We start from the raw sequence: 18,630 nt of genomic DNA on the forward strand, positions 1-18,630 counted from the left end.
TTCGCTTAGCCTTTTACCGATCCAATCATCGTTCCTTTCTCGAAGTATTTCAGCAGGAAAGGATATACGACAAGCACGGGCAACGTGCACACGATGACGGATGCCATCTTCAGGCTTTCCGGAGCCGGAGGGATCATATTCGTTGCCGTCGTAAACGGATCTACCTTGTTTTCGATTAGAATTTGCCGGACGACCTGCTGAAGGACAAACTTGGACTGGTCGGTCACGTACAGCAAATTGTCCATAAACGCGTTAATATGGTGAACCATGGACCACAGTCCGATCGTGACAAGCGGCGGAATCGAGAGCGGCAGCACGATGCGGAATAAAATGCCGATATCCCTGGCTCCGTCGATCCGGGCTGCTTCAATCAAGGCATCGGGAAGCGACCGGAAGAAGGATAACATGACCAGAACCTGAAAGGCATTAGCCGCCGTAGGCAGCACGTAGACCCAAAGGGAGTTAAGCAAATGCAAATCCTTCATCAGCAAATAATGAGGCACGATCCCTCCGTCAAAAATCATGGTGAAGAGCAGAAGCAAAGTAAGGAGCCTTTTGACGGGAAAATCGGGCCGCGACAGCGGATAAGCCGCGCAGACGGTAACGAGCAGCGTGAGGGCCGTACCCACGACCATCCGGAAAATCGTATTCGAGTAGCCGGACCAGATAAACGGGTAGTTCAGCAGCTCCCGGTAGGCCGTCCACTGGACATCCCTCGGGAAGAAATGGAACCCGCTGCGGAGCGCCTCCCCTCGTCCGCTGAACGAAACGGCTATAACATGGATAAACGGATACACAACGATTACCGCGAGTGAGGCCAATACAAAATAAATGATGCCGGGGGCAATACGTTCCTGCCATCTTCTTGCCTTCATGACAAACTTCCTCCTGTCCCTACCATAACCCGCTCTCTCCCCGGCTCATTTTCCGTACAAGCAGATTGGCGCCGAGAATAAGCAGAAGGCCGACCAGCGACTTGAACAGACCAATCGCCGCCGTGTAGCTGTATTGGAATTGCTGCAGGCCCACCCGGTAGACATAAGTATCGATCACATCGCCGGTTTCGAACGTAACAGGGTTAAGCAGGTTGATGATCTGTTCGAAATTCGCGCTTAAGAACCCGCCGAGACTAAGAATAAACATAATCGCGATCGTAGGCATAATGGACGGAATATTGATCTTAATCATCCGCTGCCAGCGGTTGGCGCCATCGATAATCGCGGACTCCTGAAGCTCAGGATTGATCCCGGTCAAGGCGGCGAAATAAATAATGGAGCCCCAGCCCAGATCCTTCAGAATCGCGGAAATAACCACAATGGAGCGGAAATACTCCTTCTTCCCCATATAGAAGACAGGCTCTACCCCAAACCACCCCACGATTTCAGCCAAAATCCCGGTCGTTGGCGACAAAAAGTAAATGATAAGTCCCGACATGATGACCCAGGATACAAAATGGGGCAAATACATCGTCATCTGAATAAAGCGCTGGAAGTAGCGCGACCGGACTTCGTTAAGCAGCAGCGCCAGAATAATCGGTGCGGGGAAAGCAAAAAGAAGCAGATACAAATTAAGTAACAGCGTATTTTTAAGGAGACGGTAGAAATCGCTGTTCTGGAATAGCTCTTGAAAGTGCTGCAGGCCAACCCAAGGACTTCCCCAAATGCCGTCCACCACTTTGAAATCCTTGAACGCAATGATCACGCCATACAGCGGACCGTATTTGAAAATGAAGAAAAAGAGAAACGAGAACAGAAATAACGAGAGCAGCTCTCCGTGCCTGCGTATAGTTTTCATGCCACACTTCCTTGCAACCTTGCCCGGTCCGCCCGCAAGAGCTGGCATCAGCCCTTGCGGGTCCGCGGAGCCGGCCGGTTAATTTTTGAATTGCGCCTGGAACAGCTCGTTGGCTTCTTTGGTTAACTCGTCGCCGCCTCTAGCCTTCCATTCCGTTACGAATTTATCGAAGTCGTCAAGCGGAATTTCACCGCTAATAATCTGGGCGAAATACTTCTGCATAAGCGCGGTCAGATCCGCCTTGTATTTGCCGTCGGACGGCAATACCGAGAACAGAAGGGCATCCGTCAGGTTCGGCGCGGACGAATACGTTTTGATCGCTTCGTTCAGCTTCGGATTGGAATATTTCTCGCGGTATGCCTGAGTCGTAATGTTGCCAAGCGAGAAGAGACGGATTCCTTCCTGGTCGCGCTGCTCCTGCTTCTCGAACGCCGGAAGGAATTTGGTAGCGCCCGAAGTCGCTCCGCTGTCCGCAAAATCCCAATGCGTCCCTTTCACGCCAAGGCTGGTCATGTTAATCGTTTCTTCGTCGCTGCTTTCCGCGCGGAGAATTTCGTACAGCTTCTCCAGCTTTTCAGGCTGATCCTTCACCTTGCTGCCGATCACGACAAAATTGCTCTTCACGCCCCAGTCCCAAGATCCGTCGCCGCCCGGGCCTTTCGGATTTTTCGAGAAGACAAGCTCCGAGTCTGGACTTAAGGATTTCATCTCCGTTACGGTGCCGCCTTCCGGAAGCGCGCCTTTGGCGATTTGCTCTTCAATAACGCCGATCCGGTTGTTGTACAGCTTCTTGCGGTAAGAATCCTGCGTATCGGTAATAAATTCAGGGTCAATAACCCCGTCCGCATACCACTGCCGCAGCTTCGCCAATGCTTCCTTCGTCTCCGGCATAACCGAGCCATTGACGATCTCGCCGTTTTTCTCATGCCACATCGTTGGCTCCACGCCAAACGCCCCAAAGATCGAATAGAAGCCGGAGGACCAGGTCGAGGTAGCCGTGCCGGTCAAGCCGTACGTATCTTTTTTGCCGTTCTTGTCCGGGTCCTTCTGCGCAAACGCGTATACCGCCTGCTCGAATTCGTCCAGCGTCTCCGGCACCTTCGTAATGCCGACGTTATTCAGCCAATCCTTGCGCCAGAGCATACCCAGATCATAAGGCTTCAAATCGATAAACATCGGAATCGCCCACAGCTGATCATTAAAGGTAACGGTCTGGAACAGCTTGCTGTTTTTCTCGATATCGGTATAGTATTCCGGCATCTTTTCCTTCAATTGATTAAGATCAATGCTCATGAGCACGCCTTGGTTCTGATAAGCCGATACGTTAGCGGGATCACCCAGCATAAAGATATCCGGAATATCGCCGGAAGCGATACTGGCATCGGTCACTTTCACCGGCTTGATCTTGACGTTGAATTTCTGTTCCAGCCATTTCTGAACCTCGGTGTTCTCCACGACGCCCGCAGCCTGGAAATGGATCCCCCATGAAATTTCAATCGGCTTTGCGTTTGCTTCTTTCGTTTCCGTCGGCGCGCTTTCGCTTGGGCTGGCAGTCGGATCCGTTGTTTTATTATTAGTCGTGTTATTCGAATTGGAGCTGCAGCCCGCGAGTAATCCCGCAGCCACGATTGCCGCCAATGCGGCCTTGCCCATTGTCTGTCGTTTCATTTGCAATTCAATCTCCCCCTATTGATTCGGTATAATGGACCGCATCCAGGCTCTGGCTCCCGGCCGGGTTATGGGAGCGGTTACAATATTTACGATAGCCTTCTCCGTCGGCGTTCTCAATCCTCTATTCCAATTCTCTTTTATGTTTTTCCGCTTTTGCTCCGTTTGGAAGGCCTTATGTTTTTCTCTTTTTTGTATGTTTTTCGCGCATTTCCTTTCCAAGGGAGGCAACTGTGATATAATCCCCGTAATAGCGCCCGTTGCTTGGCGCCTCGTTATGTAAGCGCAATCATCGAGACAAGGAGTGAATACAATGCCGGGCTCAATCAAGCAGAACAGCATGTTCGTGAAGCAGCTTCTTTCCTTAACCGCTATTGCCGTCATCACGGTTGTCCTTATTGCATCCGTTACTTATTCCATCTCGGCAGACAACAGTATTCAAAATGCGATTACATACAACGAATCTGTCCTTACCCAGCAGCAAGAGCTCATCCACAAAGAACTAACCTCCATTAAATATAACGCTTCAAGCATGATTGCGACCCAGTCGTATCTGTATCAAATGAAAGGAAGCAAGCTAAGCGTCAGCTCCCTAATCGACTTAACCGGCTTTGTAGCCGAACAGAAAAAAATCAGTCCTTACATCGACTCCATCTATATTTATTACGCTCCGCTAGAGCTTGTCCTGACCTCGCGGCAGGAGATCCGGACCTCCCCGATCTCCACCTTCGCGGACCGGTCCTGGCTGGATACGTGGAGGCAGCCTTCGGCAAGCCGTTCCGTCTGGATTACCGGCAGAGAGGATGGCTTCTCCCCCGATCATTCCGCGGCCAGCCTGCTTCAAAAAATGCCGCTCATCGGCCAAGTCAACGGCGCTATTGTGATCAACTTGAAGCTGGATCTACTGTTTAACGATTATTTAAGCCACTACCATAATAAAAAAGGCACCACTCTCGTGCTTGGAGCAAACTCCGAGCTGCTCTATACCGATGCGGCCGACGGGGATCGATTAATGAAGGCCGTTAATCTCAGCCGTCTAAACGCGGAAAGCGGCTCCTATATCGATGATTCCGACCGCATTATCTCCTACACAACCTCCGAACTGACAGGCTGGAAGTTTATCGACGTCACGGAGAAGTCGGCCCTCCTGCAAGGGATGGGGCGTATCAAAGTCATCGTGGTCAGCGTAGCCGCGGCTTATCTGACAGCCGCAATCGCAATCTCCTTTTTCGTGTCCAGAAGATTGTACCGTCCGCTCCACAGCGTCATCTCTTATATTGAGAATGCCGCGCATGACCAGCGGGATGGTGGAATCAAGCCTCTTCCAACCGGAGACGAGGCGGGCTTTATCCGGCAGCGGTTCGAGCATATGATCCGCAGCTGGGAGACACTCGCCAAGGAGAAGAAGAAGGTTGATTCCCTGCTCACCGACAATCGTACGGCAATTAAAGAAAAATACCTGAACGATCTGATCCAAGGCGGCGAAGGAAACGGGCAAGCCGTGGAGCTGCTAGGGCTGCGGATTGATTTCTCCCGGTTTGCCTTGCTTACGCTTGAGCTGGAGGAGCCTTATCCCGTAAAGGACGATCTTTTTCATTTCCACCTGCTGCGTTACGGGTTTATGGATGAATTAGGCGCGGATATCGACGGCGAGGTATTCGCCAAGGATGATAAAAGAACGGTTATTTTATTGGCTGTTCCACCCGACAATGACGAATTTCCTCTGGAATATGCCAAGAGGCTGAAGCAGCATATGCTCGCCAGGTATGGATTAACGGTTACGATTGCCGTCAGCCGAATAGGCACGGGAGAGGAATCGGTAAGGCTGGCTTACGAGGATACGATTGCTGTATTGAACCTGAAAATCTATATCGGTAAAGGCGAGGTGCTGCCCTATACGATCTTGGGCGACTGGCAGACCGGAGAAGAAGATGCCTATTACTATCCGTATGACCTGGAGGCTAAGCTGCAGCAGGCACTGCTTCAGACGGATAAAGAAGAGTGCTATGATACCCTCCGGGAAATCACCGGGACCGCGATGGAGAAAAAGCTGAGCAAGGCCAATATCCAGCAGCTGTTCTTCCAGCTGAGCGGCGAGATTGTCAAAACCCTTGTCCAATCCCGGGGAGATATTGCCGCCGTATTCGGCAGCCGCGCTGCTTATGCCGATCTTATCGCGCGCGCCGAGACGCTAAAGGATATGGAGAAATGTCTAATTGAGATGTGCGGCAGAATTATCGACTTCCACCGCGAGAAGCGCTCCAAAATGACGGATGTCACCTTACAGCTCGCCATCGATTACATGGATGCGAATTTCAATAACAATATTTCCGTAGATACCGTTGCCGAATACGTGGAACGCAGCTCCTCTTACTTAAGCCGTATTTTCAAAGAGTCCACGGGTATGACCATTAATGACTATTTGATTCAGCTGCGCATAAAGAGAGCGACGGAGCTGCTTGGCCAGGTTAATCTGTCCATTGAAGAGATTTGCCATGAGATCGGGTATGCCAATGTCAGCTACTTCAATAAGGTCTTTAAAGCCCGCACGGGTCTTACTCCCGGGCAATACCGGCAGCAGCAGGCAGCGGATAAGCTGCTCGACCATTTTTCATAATTTTCCTGTTGAAGGCTCATAATAGAGACCAAACTAGGAAATGAAGATGGTGATGTCATGACGTTATGCAGCGAGGAAATTAATTTATATTTGTCCGGGACCGAGGATTTGAAAACCGAACGCTTTGCCTTTCATAACCAAGCCTGCTCCATTCTTTATTTGGAATCCCTTGCGAAAATAGAGCTTATTCAATCCGTCATTGTATTGCCTTTGCTTGAGGATGGCATCGCTTCTCTTGAAGCTGTGTCAGGCATCCTCAAATCCTCGGATATTTCTCTTATCGGCCAATCTTTGTTGGACGGTTATTGCGTGGTCTTGTTGGAGAACCATCCGGAAGCCTATTTGATAGCCGTCCCCCAATCTCATAGCCGCTCGATCGACGAGCCTTCGGCCGAACAAATCATTAAAGGCTCGCATGAAGGCTTTGTTGAGAATCTAAACACGAATATTTATTTGCTGCGCTACCGGGTCAAAAGCCCTCAATTCAAGGTGAAATATTTCTCCATCGGCACTCTCACCAATACCAAAGTTGCCATGGTCTATATGGAAAAGCTGGCCGATCCTAACATCATAGAGGAATGCGAGAAACGTCTGAAATCCATCAATCTTACCCATCTCTATTCAACGGGCGAAATCGATGAAATGATTGAAGAGCATCCCTTGTCTCCCTTTCCCCAATCGCTGCACACGGAGCGTACGGACCGGGCCGTGTCTTATTTATTGGAAGGAAAAATCAATATTCTTGTCGATGGGAACCCTACGGTATTGGTTATTCCCATCAAATTCTTCTCCTTCTATCAATCGCCGGATGATTATAACAGCAGATGGATTACGGGCTCCTTTTTCCGGTTTATCCGGATGATCAGCTTTATTCTGGCGATCAGTCTGCCCGCAATCTATATCGCAATCGTATCCTTTCATTCGGAAGTGCTTCCTCCAGGGATTCTATATTCCGTTAAGGTCTCCCTGACCTATGTTCCGTTTCCCCCTATTGTAGAAGCGCTGGCCATGCAGATTATTCTCGAATTATTGAAAGAAGCTTCGATCCGGCTCCCGTCCCCCATCGCCCAGACAATCGGGATAGTTGGAGGTCTGGTTATCGGAACCGCCGTCGTTGAGGCCCATCTCGTCTCCCATACGATGATAGTCGTCATTGGTCTGACGGCTATTGCGTCCTTCGCCGCTCCCTTAAGCGAATTCGGAACGAGTCTTCGCATATTGGGCTTTCCGACGATGCTTGCCGCCTCTTTGTTCGGGTTCTTCGGCATTTCCGTCATGATGATGGTCATCTTTATCCATTTATGCAAAATCGAGACCTTGGGCGTCCCTTATTTCGCCCCTTTTGGTCCGTTCCATGGCAAAGATAGCATGAAGGATATATTTCTTAGACTGCCCGTCTGGAAAACCGAACAAAATGCTCAAAAGAACGGTTCCCGTAAACAGTCCTTTACTCTAAGGTGGAAACGCCAATGAATATCTCCATTACGAACAGACAATTGTTTTTCCTGATTATCAAAACCCAAATCGGCATTGGCTTGTTATCTCTGCCTTCCGTCATTCAGAATACCGCCGGAGCGGACGCATGGATATCCGTGCTTTGTTCAGGGTTTATCATCCAGCTGATTATTCTGGTGTATTGGCATTTAATACGCACATATCCCGGAATAACCTTAAGCGAAATGACCGTGCTTTTTTTCGGTAAATATGCCGGCAGAGTGGTCAATGTTATTTACTACTGCTTTTTTGTCGTTATTGCGGGATATGCATGCACCCTGTATGTCAAGCTCATTAAAGTGTGGCTGCTGCCCTTGACCCCGGACTGGGTGCTGCTGCTGCTTATTCTCGGAGTCGGTATATACCTCGCTGTCGAAGATTTGAGGGTCATAGCCAGATTTTATGAAGTGGCCTCTGTTCTGTTCATTGTCTTGTTAGCCATGAGCCTGGCCACTTTCTTGAATAATGCGCATTTCTCGAATGTATTGCCAGTGGGTCAAGCGGGTTTTGCCCAAATAGCTAAAGGGAGCGAGAAAACCTTTTTTGCCATGCTTGGCTTTGAGGTTATTCTCTTCTTTAGCGCCCAGGTTAAGGATACGCCTCGGGGCACCTTGAGAACCATATCGCTTGCCAATTGGTTTGTTACCTTGTTCTACGCGTATTTTGTTTTTATATGCTTAATCGGCTTTAGCCAGGAGGCCTTGTCCAAAATTAAGGAACCCGTCCTATTCCTGCTCAAAGGATTATCCTTTCAGCTCTTTGACCGTCTTGATTTAATCTTCCTGACGATATGGATCATTCCCATGTCAGCAACGATCGTTTCTTATTTATGCCTGGCAGGTAAAAGCCTGGCAAGAAAAAGAAACGTTTATCAAAGAATGGTCAGGCTCAGCGGTGCGCTTATTTTACTGTTGGGCAGCTATTTGTCCACGCGCGAAAGCCTCGAAACCTTCAGTAAATGGATGGAATACTGCTATCTGGTGATGATTGCGGCTGTTCCCCTTCTAATGTGGATACTGTCCATCGTGTTTCGAAGCTTTTATAAGAGGAGATTGACATAACATGAAACTAAAGCTCATGCCTGCTTGCTGTATGGTAATCTTGCTGATTATGCCCGGATGCTGGGATGCCCATTATTTAACCAATAAGAAATTAGTAAACGGGATTGCCATAGACAAACAAGACAGCGGTCAGATCCTCGGAACGGTTAAAGCGATTATTCTGGAAAGCAAAGGGGGCGGCCAGTTTGATGTTAAGGATAAATTAGAGCGAGCGACAGGAGGCAGTATTACCGAAATCGGCCATAAAATTGACAGTATGCTTCCCGGGACCATTGAAGCGAATAAGGCATTTGTCATTATTATCGGCGATGATCTGGCGAGTCAAGGGATTATGCCGTTCCTAGAATTTTTTTACCGCCTGCCCAAAGCCTACCTGAATACAAAAGTATTAATCGCAAAAGGCCAGGCTTCCGATATTTTATCGGTTCCGGAGGTAGAGAACAACCCGATCGCCTTTGATATCAAACAAATCGTGATAGGCTCGGAAAGAACTACCCTTGTTCCTAATCAAACCTTGTACTCCCTTTGGAATCAGGTCTCGGATCCTTCGGAAGACTCCGTATTGCCAATGGTTCACAAGATACGCAACAATACTCTGGCCATTGACAGTACAGGCCTGTTCAATGGGGATGCTTTCACAGGGGTTACCCTGGCGCGTAACGACAGTATCCTGCTGCTGCTGCTGCAAGACAAGCTGAGCAAGGTAGCATGGCTTGATGTCCCGTTGGAGAAAAGCGTCGTTTCCTTCGAGGTACGCAAGATGAAACGGGACTTCAAGGTTAAAGTGGATGCTTCAACCAAGGCCATTGAAGCAAGAATAAGGATTGATCTGTACGGAAATATCGACAGTTATACCGAAAATACGGATTGGACAGTCGACTCCAATTCATTGAGCAATGAGCTGGAGAAATCCCTTAACAAGCAAGCGGCCAAAATCGCAAAGACGCTGCTGCAGACGAATTGCGATGCCTTTGGGATAGGCCGTAAACTGAGAGTAAGCCACTCAAAGCTATGGAAAAGCATGGATTGGAAAAGCACATACCCTCAAACCAAGATAACGCCGGAGGTTCGTATCCATATTACAAGCACCGGTGTGCTTAAATGACAGAGGATTAAAAACCTAAATGTTGTAAATCGCCAGCCCGGGGAGAGCCATCATATACAGCCAACGGTTCCTCATTAATCTGATAATCTGCAAAGCTGTTATAACCTTGCATTGTCATTAGTTGCGCTTGTTGTCATGAGCTCACCTAAAGCCGAAATGCAAAAAGGCCTGCCTAAGGCAGACCTTTATTTCATAATAATCCATTAAATCGCGCTGACGACTTCCGTATTCTGAATCAATGCAACCAGGTAAGCCAGCGTTAAGCCTTGCCCCCAGCCTTGCACCCGCTTCCTCGAGATCACCTTGTAGTCGTCCGCCGAATACATTACCGCCGTGCCGGCGGATACATTCCGGACCGAACCGTCATCATCGATATTGGCGCGGATGCCTTCATAAGCTTTGGCCATATAATTCTGATGCAGCGGATGCGCGTAAATCGTCAAGGCTGCGGCAATGCCGGCGGAAGCCGAGGTCTCCTCGTACGAGGTCTCGTCATTCAAGACCGTACGCCATAATCCGTCCGGCGATTGCAGCCTCACGAGAGAGCTTAACTGATCGCCAAGCGCTCCGCCAAGCTGCATCCACATCGGCATAAACGGATTTAGCATTTTATGAGCCTGGGCCATTGTGTAAGCTGCCCATGCATTCGCTCTGCCCCAATAGATGCCGGACAGGTGATCTCCTCTGACATTATCCCATGCATGGTAGAACAGATTCGTCTTCGTATCCTGCAAATATTCTTCATGCCAGTAGAACTGGTTAAGCGCATCGTCGATATATTCCTTCTTGTCCAGCTTGAAGCCAAGTCTGAGAAGGAAATACGCCGCCATAAACAATGTATCCGCCCACGCCTGCTCGGGAAAATCGTTTTTGGACGAAACGGTATGCTGGAATACGCCTTCTCCAAACCGGATCGCGTCCTTGCGCAGGTATTCGGCTTTCATTAAAGCGAGATCCAGGTATTTCTGGTCCCCCGTCGCTTCATGCAGCGTCAGCATCGTATGTCCCATGGCACAGGAATTAACCATTAAGGCCGGAAGCCCCAGCTCCAAATACTCTTCCACCCATTTCACCAGAAAATCGATATATTCCTGATTTTTCGTTACTTCCCAAGCTTTGCTGATGCCGTAAAAGGCAACTCCGCAAGACCAGTTCCACGTAAAATCCATATTCATCGTTCGGCGTACGACAAGGTCGATCAGCTCTAATACTTCCTCTTGGTTCACTTCAAATTTTTTCATCGTCCAAACCTCCGTCTGAAATCGCTCTCATACCCCAAGAGTAGCATGAATTTTGCATGGATTTCTCCGCATTTATACATAATTACTGCTTAAACCCCGCAAATATTGATATAATGAGATGCGAATGTCCTTGAAAGGAGTTCATCTCAATATGACGATAACGTCGCTTCCCAATATCCTCCGGTTCGGTTCAATCAGCGAACCGTTATGGATTGAATTCGACCGGAGAATCGGCTGCCATTCCATGGACACTACCCATTATCATCGTTCGTACGAATTCTTTTATTTGTACAGCGGCGAAAGAAAGTTTTTTATACGCGATTCCGTTTATCCTATTCAGTCGGGTGATCTTATCCTCGTCAACACCAATGACGTCCACCGGACTTCCGAGCTAAGCCAGCCCAATCACGAGCGGATTGTCCTGCATTACGACCTGCCGTTCTTTGACGGTTTATCGCGGGAGGAGACCGAACTGCTGCTGTCCCCTTTTGCTTCCGCGCATCCCATCATCAAGCTTAACCTGCAGGAACGCATGCAATTGGAGGCTTTGTTCGAATCCCTGCTTCGCGAGCTGCACGAATGTCCGCCTGGCTACCAGCTGCATGTCCGGAACACGGCCGTCGAATTGCTGCTGTTTACGGCCCGTCACGTTCAGAGACGCAAGGTGCAGCCTGGCATCGAGCTTGAGCTTACCCCGGTTCAGCAGAAAATAACGGATATTGTCCGCCATATCAACCAGCATTTCAGAGAGCCATTGCTTCTAGATGACCTCGCCAAGCGGTTCTTCATCAGCAAGGGGCATCTTAGCCGCGTCTTTAAGGAGGTTACCGGCTTTGGCTTTAGCCAATACATCAACATTACCCGGATCAAGGAAGCCGAGCTGCTGCTGAAGGAAACCGACTGGAGCATCACTCAAATATCCGAGCATTGCGGCTTCGAGAACTTTTCCCACTTCGGCAAGATGTTCAAGGAGCTGTCCGGACTTCCCCCCCGCGCTTACCGGAAGCTGGAGCAGCATAAAAATAACGGTTAAGCAGCTGCTTAACCGTTAATGGAAATGCGAGATATAATCAAACGCCGTTGTGCCGTAAACGCTCTTGAAATGTTTATTCAGATGAGTCAAATCCACGAACCCGCATGCGGCTACCGCCGAATAAATATCCTTGCTGCTCTCGATCAGCTGCTTGGCCCTTTCAATCTTGCTGTTAAGGAAATATTGATACGGTGATATTCCCGTATGCGCCTTAAATAATCGGATAAGCTGATATTTCGATAATCCAAGCTCCATGCAAATCTCATCCAGCTTCAGAACATGATCCAGGTTATCGTGAATCCTGTCCTTCGCTCTTCGGATCAGGGCATGATCCGTTCTGCTTCCGTATTGCGAAAGACCGGAATCGGCAAGGCGATCCGTCAGCGCAAGCAATAATTCACTGCATAACGCTTCATCCTTTTCGCCTAAGATGGCATTCGTCAAATTAAGCACCCTATACTCCAGCTCCCGGTCATACACGATAGGATTCGAGAAACGCAAAATCTCCTTCTTCTCCATAACCTCCAGCAGCAGCTGCGGTTCAATATACAGCATGACGTAATCAAGACCCGTCTCGTCATGCGCCATTCCGTCATGCGTCTGCTCCGGATGAAACAGCATGATGCCGTTCTTATGGGATAATTGCAGGCTGCCGTCCAGATTATAACGCTGAATGCCGCGCAAGGTAACGCCGATGGCATACTCCTGATGGGCATGCTTCTTATATTTAAACTCCGTCATTGTAGCCGATAATGCGGTAATGCCTGCCGACTTTTTATAAATAAACCTCTCCATCTTACTCACCTCGCAAAGCTATACCCAAATCATAACGGCAGCGTAAGCTAAAAATAAAGCCATAATCAGATTAGCAGCCGTATGATGCTTCTGCAAAAACGTTTTAAAGACCGTCCCGAAAAGAACCCATGTAAAAAAGGCCCCAAATCCGATTAAGGTGATCGCCGCAATACCAATGGACAATCCCGTAAACCCTCTGTAAGTGGGCAAAATAAACGCCGGGATGACGGTTAAGGCAAACAGCACGGTCTTGGGATTCAAGAACTGCAGCAGGACGCCAAATCGAAAGGTAGCCTTTTGGTTGACGTCGGATTCCGAATGCCGGCTTCGGACCATCCGGTACGCGAGGTAGACCATATAGGCGCTTCCGATCACCTGCAGGACCGTAATAAACTTAGGCATTACCGACAGGAGCACCGAGCTTAACGCGGCCGAACAGACAAGCAGCAAACCAAAGCCAATCGTCGACCCGTAAGAAAAGATCATCGCCTTTTTGGTACCCGCGTTTGTAACGGTAGACAAAATCAGAATATTCGTTGGCCCGGGTGTAAACGTCGCAATCAAACAATAAACAAAAAAAGATGTAGTATCCATGAGAAGCCGCTCCTTTCACGCTCTTCTCCTATCCTACATCCGAATGGAAATTGCCTATAGTATATTATTGCAGCTTATTCTAAGCCTTTGTGCTTCAAAAATAAAGTCGAATTGATGACCAGCCCCTCGTCAGGCTGCGTCCGTCCCAGAATATGCCACCCTTCGTTTTCAAGAACCTCCTCATCAATCGCTTCATACATAATTTGTTTCATTCCTTCGGCCGTACGCATGGCGACCAGGGGGTCCGAGGCGGTGCGGCTTATCTGTTCCAGTACGGCCTGCTTGTTTCTCACAAGGCTAGCGACGAAAATCCGCTTGTATGGGCCGTAATCGTAATTGGCACCATTCTCCAATACGACTTCCACTTTGGATCCGAGGCCGATATGCTCGAGCAGCAAGCAGGACGCTTCGTAAGCCAGCGCATCCTTCTCCAGGCAGACAACCTCCACATCGCCCAGCAGATAAAAAATAATTGGGCTTAACGGCATCGGTCCGCTGCCGACAAACACAACGGGAGCTTGCTCCAGCCGGCTATCCGGATCAGTGAAGCGGCGAAGAGTGTCCAGTTCCTTCTTCACCAGCGCTATGTAAACCGGCCAATTCGGGAGATTTCTAACGGCATCCAATCCGGAAGCCTGAGCGTCGCAGGCTTGCCTGGAATCAGTGAGCTCCGTCAGAAACTCGGCTTCCGAGAGCTTATCCTGCAGTTGCCGCTTATGCGTCCGAATATATTCGTTGCTCAGAACGGCTTGTACCTCCTCCGGCAAATAACGGGAACGCAGCTGGACGAAAATACGGCTAATGACGCTCGTTACCATTTGATTAGCCGGAGACAAATCTATTTCCTTCTGAAGAAGCTCGTTGGCTTCGCGGATAAAAGCAATAAAGTCGTCAACGACCTGCCATCTTGGCAGGCTGCCCGCAGATGCGGCCGTCCCCGTAGAATAACCCTCCATTTTACGCAACTCTCCTTCATCCCGCATATAATCGAAATATATTCATATCGCACGGGATGTAGAAGGGAATGGGGACAAACCGGTTTATTCCGACAAGAGAACAAGGCATCCTAATTCCCGATAAACGGTAACAGGATGCCTTGCTATTAGCCGCTAGTTACGTCCGAACACCTTGAACTCCCATAACGAGTAGCCGTACATCGTCCCCCTTTGCGTTCCGTACATCCGCACGTAACGGGCTGTCGTCTCGTCAAAGTTAACGATGTCTGTGCCTCCGTCACCGGAGGTTGTGCTGTATACATCGGTCCAGTTCTGGCCGTCATCCGACACTTGAATCTTGTAGGCTTTGCCGTAAGCAACCTCCCAATCCAGCTTGACGCGGCTGATCGGGCTTGGAATTCCAAGATCGACCTGAATCCACTGCGGATCGGAAGAATCTGAAGCCCAGCGGGTCTGCCCGTTTCCGTCATTGGCATCCGCTGCCGGATGCGAGCTCTCCGAAGAGGAAGCGGTGATTGCTTTGCCTTGGGCCAGCTCCGTCAGCTCCGGTCCTTCCGGCGGCGCAAGGTTCAGCTCCGGATTGGCAAGATCCAGTTTATACATCATTTGATTATAGTTGTAACTCGGCATGGCAGGCGCATTCGTAAACGTATTGGTGAAGGTCGCCTCGAAATAGAGATAACGTCCGCCATCCTTGATGAAATACTCATGCTGGGAAGGGTTATAGAAGGAGTATTCGTTATGGGTAATAATCTTCTTGGCCGATTTCCATGGTCCGTTAGGCGCGGGTGCTTCCGAGAACCAGATTTCTCCCAGCAGCGACGTCTTGCCGAATTTCTCCTGACCGATCATGACGTAGCTATGGCGGTATTCATTCCATTCGACGGAGCTTTGGGCAATTTGAACCTCATCGCCCGAATCGACATCCTTCAATTGGAAATAACGTTCATCATCCGCCTTGATCAATCCTAATCCAATCAGTTCTTTTTCCTTTTCCTGCGTAAGCATTTGCGTGTTTTTCTTCCAGCCCCAGACCAGCTTGCCTTCAGCGTCACGCTCAAGCTGCGTGTTCGCCCCGGCATATGTCGTTCCTGGCGCAAGCGGGGTAAAATATTCGTATTGGGTGTAATCCGCAATGGCATCCATTTTCGCCTCTACCCGAATATTCGGATACTCGTATTGCGTGAAAATATAATAGCCTTTGCCGCCATCCTCGTAATACGTTCCTTGACCGCCCATTCCCGCGTAACGCCAATCGCTTGTACCCGGAAATTGGACCAGCTGCTCGAACTCTTGCTTTTCGTCATTAAAGATCAGAATGCCGAAAGAACGAGGGTTAGGATCATGCGTACTGTAAGCGGCAAGCAGCCGTTCCTCGCCGTTATTGTCCTTGACGGTCATCAGGCCGAATATCCAAGCGATATTCGCACCGTCCGGAAGCGGCGGTACAAGACTTTTGGCGAAGCCGTCCTCGCGCGTAATATAGTCGAGGTCGACGCCAACGTCGAGATCCAGCCCTTGCTCCGGCAGCTTTGACGTAGCTCCGGTCACGCGGAAGTTCCCGAGCGGATAAGAAGGCCGATCCGTATCGCCCCAGAACCAGTACAGCTTATTCTTGTACTTAATCGTCTGGACGGAGTCCTGGCCCATCACTTTCCCGTTCAGGAGCGGTTCTTCAATCGGCGGCGTCTCGCCAAGCATGACGGTATCCCTGTAAATGCCTTGTCCGGTTACCCGGTACAGCCGTTCCGCGAGATTGATCCGATTCATCTGAATGGTCACATTTCCGCCAGGCGTCACGTCCACCGCCTGGCCGCGGTAGCCAAACATATCAGCCGGAACCTCGTAGCCATGACTGGCTATATGAAAAAATACCGTTTGATTCATAAGCCCCGGCTCGTCGAAAGCAACGTTGCCGGCGCTGTCCGTATAGTAACGGATGTTGTTCGTCGTCTTCAGCTCCACGGCCGGTATTCCTCTTCCGGTTTCCGCGTCAACGACGTGAATTTTGAACAGCTCCAGATTATAAACCTGACTTTGTACCGGCTTACCGGCACTGCTTGACCCTGCCGCACCGGCCGCTGCGAAGGTTCCCGGGAAAATCGCTGCAACCAGCAGAACGCCCGCCACAATTCGGGATGCTTTGCGTAATCTCATTCCCATTCCATGATCTCCTCCATTCCAGTTGATTATTTTGAGCTCTGCTCGGTTCCGTACACCTCGAAATCGCGTACGGATAGCTTAGCGCCTCTTGGTATGGCGTACATTCGGACATATGTGGCCTTCGTATCCGCAATTGTAATGTCGTCTACATCGCCGTCGCCGGTTTTGGTGTAGTATACGTCCTTCCATTTCACCCCGTCGTTTGAAATCTGAATTTGATACGCTTTCCCGTAGGCGCTTCCCCAGTTCAACACAATGCGGTTTATGCTGCTTGGCACGCCAAGATCAACCTTCAGCCATTGCGGGCTTTTGGCAGCCGATGTCCAGAACGTCTCCGTGCTGCCGTCATTAGCCAGCTTCGCCGGCTGATTCTTTTCATTTGAAGCGGAGGCTATCGGCTTGTCTTTGGCCAAATCCGTTGCCGGAGGCGTCAGCCCAAGATCAGGATTGGCAAGGTCGAGCTTATACATCATCTGATTGTAGTTGTAGCGCGGTGTTGGCTCGTGGTCCGTAAACGTGTTGGTGTAAGTCGCTTCGAGGTAGATATAACGGCCGCCGTCTTTATCGAAAAACTCATCGTGAGCCGGGTTATAGAACGTGTAGTTGTTATGCGTAATGATTTTTTTGGCCGTTGTCCACGGCCCTTGCGGCGCAGGCGCCTCCGCATACCACATCTCGCCGAGTCCCGATGTTGTTCCGCCCATTTGCTGGCCGAACAGAACATACTTCTGGCGGTAGTCATTCCATTCCACGGAGCTGCCGGCAATCGTAACGTCGGCGCCGGTATCCGCGTCCTTCAGCTGGTAATAACGGGAATCCGTGCCCTTTATTACTCCCAGATTGATAAGCTCTTTCTCCTGGTCCTGCTTCAGCGGCGGCGTATTTTGCTTCCAGCTCCAGACCAGCTTGCCCGAAGCGTCCCGTTCAAGCTGCGTATTGGCCCCGTTATACGTTGTCCCCGGCTTTAGAGGCGTAAAGGCTTCGTATTTCGTGTAGTCCTTAATCGCATCATAGGTCGCCGGTACGCGCAGATTCGGCATCCGGTGCTCGGTAAATACCCAATAGCCTTTTCCGTTTTCCTCGTAGTAGCTGGCTTGCCCTCCCGGATGTCGCCAATCATTCTTGTCCGGGAATTGGACAAGCTGCTCGAATTGCTCCGTCTGATCATTAAATTGAAGAATGCCAAAAGCCGACAGATCCGGGTTATGCGTGCTGTAGCCAGCCAGCAGTCGCTCTTGTCCGCTTGCATCCTTAACGGTCATTAGTCCAAATACCCACGCGATATTCGCGCCGTCAGGCAGCGCCGGCACTAGACTTTTAACGAAGCCGTCGTCTTGCTTGAAGTAACTCAGATCAACGCCTACATCCGGATCTAGTCCGCCTTGTCCCGGAAGCTTCGAGGTTGCGCCCGTTACACGGAAGTTCCCGAGCGGATAAGCTACGCGGTCCGTGTCCCCCCAGAACCAGTACAATTTATTTTTGTATTTGATCGTCTGGACGGAATCCTGGCCCATTACTTTCCCGTTTAAGAGCGGTTCATTAATCGGCGGCGTTTTGCCAAGCAATAAGCTGTCCCGGTAAATGCCCTCGCCCGTCAGACGGTACAGCCGCTCTGCGATATTTACTCTATCCATCGTCAGCGTAACGCTTCCTCCCGGCGTTACTTCAACGGCCTGCCCATAATAACCGAACATATCCTGGGGAACTTTGTAGCCGTCGCTGGACAAATGGAAAAATACGGTTTCGTTCATTAACCCCACTTCTTTGAAGGCAACATAGCCGGCGCTGTCCGTAAAGAAGGTCATATTGTTGGTTGTCCTCAGTTCAACTGCAGGAATTCCCCGTCCGGTCTTCGAGTCGACGACCCGGATCCCAAAAGGCTGCTGGCTTTGAAGTTGACTGGCCCCACTGTTACTTCCGGCGTTGCCTGCCAACATCGTCCCCGGGAATAAAGTCAGGCTAAGCAGGATTGAGGCTGCTATTCCGGTCGTTCTACGCAGCTTTGCATGCATACATGATCATCCTCCATTTGATTTCATTGTTTGCGCAGCATGATGATTGTGACTGCAAACTACGTCATCGCATCACCTCCCGAAAAAAAAGAAGCAG

Annotated in this window: 14 protein-coding genes; 5 read left to right on the forward strand and 9 right to left on the reverse strand. The window is 49.9% G+C overall.

Annotated elements, in window-relative coordinates; all coding sequences use genetic code 11:
* Positions 1–5 precede the first annotated feature (5 nt).
* From CFI03_RS30345 to CFI03_RS30355, 3 genes are all read right to left on the reverse strand, one after another.
* The gene (locus CFI03_RS30345) at positions 6–875 is read right to left on the reverse strand and encodes a carbohydrate ABC transporter permease (protein WP_248762771.1); all 870 of its coding nucleotides are present in this window, start codon (positions 873–875) and stop codon (positions 6–8) included.
* Between the two features lie 19 nt (positions 876–894).
* Positions 895–1,794 (reverse strand): ABC transporter permease, encoded by a 900-nt coding sequence (locus CFI03_RS30350; RefSeq protein ID WP_248762772.1) that lies wholly within the window; start codon positions 1,792–1,794, stop codon positions 895–897.
* A 78-nt stretch (positions 1,795–1,872) separates the two neighbouring features.
* The gene (locus tag CFI03_RS30355; RefSeq protein WP_248762774.1) at positions 1,873–3,462 is read right to left on the reverse strand and encodes an extracellular solute-binding protein; all 1,590 of its coding nucleotides are present in this window, start codon (positions 3,460–3,462) and stop codon (positions 1,873–1,875) included.
* Between the two features lie 313 nt (positions 3,463–3,775).
* On the opposite strand from CFI03_RS30355, the gene CFI03_RS30360 reads away from it, so the two are divergent.
* From CFI03_RS30360 to CFI03_RS30375, 4 genes are read left to right on the forward strand one after another with little or no spacing between them, the layout of a single operon-like run.
* Entirely contained in the window at positions 3,776–6,079 is a 2,304-nt protein-coding gene (locus CFI03_RS30360) for a helix-turn-helix domain-containing protein (RefSeq protein ID WP_248762776.1), read from the forward strand.
* Between the two features lie 57 nt (positions 6,080–6,136).
* Positions 6,137–7,552, forward strand: a complete 1,416-nt coding sequence (locus CFI03_RS30365; RefSeq protein WP_248762778.1) for a spore germination protein — start codon at positions 6,137–6,139, stop codon at positions 7,550–7,552.
* Positions 7,549–8,634: a GerAB/ArcD/ProY family transporter gene (locus CFI03_RS30370; RefSeq protein ID WP_248762780.1), complete on the forward strand. Its 1,086-nt coding sequence runs from the start codon at positions 7,549–7,551 to the stop codon at positions 8,632–8,634. Before CFI03_RS30365 ends, CFI03_RS30370 begins: the two co-directional genes overlap by 4 nt.
* A gap of 1 nt (position 8,635) precedes the next feature.
* Positions 8,636–9,739, forward strand: a complete 1,104-nt coding sequence (locus CFI03_RS30375) for a Ger(x)C family spore germination protein (protein ID WP_248762782.1) — start codon at positions 8,636–8,638, stop codon at positions 9,737–9,739.
* Positions 9,740–9,942: 203 nt separating this feature from the next.
* Here the strand turns inward: CFI03_RS30375 and CFI03_RS30380 are convergent, their stop codons facing one another.
* A complete protein-coding gene (locus CFI03_RS30380) occupies positions 9,943–10,980 on the reverse strand; it encodes a glycoside hydrolase family 88/105 protein (RefSeq protein ID WP_248762783.1) in 1,038 nt (345 codons plus the stop codon).
* Between the two features lie 151 nt (positions 10,981–11,131).
* On the opposite strand from CFI03_RS30380, the gene CFI03_RS30385 reads away from it, so the two are divergent.
* The gene (locus tag CFI03_RS30385; protein WP_248762784.1) at positions 11,132–12,013 is read left to right on the forward strand and encodes a helix-turn-helix transcriptional regulator; all 882 of its coding nucleotides are present in this window, start codon (positions 11,132–11,134) and stop codon (positions 12,011–12,013) included.
* 15 nt (positions 12,014–12,028) lie between these two features.
* Here CFI03_RS30385 and CFI03_RS30390 read toward each other — a convergent pair whose 3' ends face one another.
* The 5 genes from CFI03_RS30390 to CFI03_RS30410 form a co-directional block, all read right to left on the reverse strand.
* The gene (locus CFI03_RS30390; protein ID WP_248762785.1) at positions 12,029–12,808 is read right to left on the reverse strand and encodes an AraC family transcriptional regulator; all 780 of its coding nucleotides are present in this window, start codon (positions 12,806–12,808) and stop codon (positions 12,029–12,031) included.
* An 18-nt stretch (positions 12,809–12,826) separates the two neighbouring features.
* A complete protein-coding gene (locus CFI03_RS30395) occupies positions 12,827–13,402 on the reverse strand; it encodes a LysE family translocator (RefSeq protein ID WP_248762786.1) in 576 nt (191 codons plus the stop codon).
* Positions 13,403–13,476: 74 nt separating this feature from the next.
* Positions 13,477–14,358, reverse strand: a complete 882-nt coding sequence (locus CFI03_RS30400) for a nicotianamine synthase family protein (protein WP_248762787.1) — start codon at positions 14,356–14,358, stop codon at positions 13,477–13,479.
* 153 nt (positions 14,359–14,511) lie between these two features.
* A complete protein-coding gene (locus tag CFI03_RS30405; RefSeq protein ID WP_248762788.1) occupies positions 14,512–16,521 on the reverse strand; it encodes a discoidin domain-containing protein in 2,010 nt (669 codons plus the stop codon).
* 26 nt (positions 16,522–16,547) lie between these two features.
* Positions 16,548–18,533 carry a discoidin domain-containing protein gene (locus CFI03_RS30410; protein WP_248762790.1) on the reverse strand — a complete coding sequence of 662 codons (1,986 nt, stop codon included), beginning with the start codon at positions 18,531–18,533 and terminating at the stop codon, positions 16,548–16,550.
* Positions 18,534–18,630: the final 97 nt, after the last annotated feature.

It is taken from the genome of Paenibacillus sp. ATY16, from assembly GCF_003399985.2.
Classification (GTDB): Bacteria; Bacillota; Bacilli; order Paenibacillales; family Paenibacillaceae; genus Pristimantibacillus; species Pristimantibacillus glycanilyticus.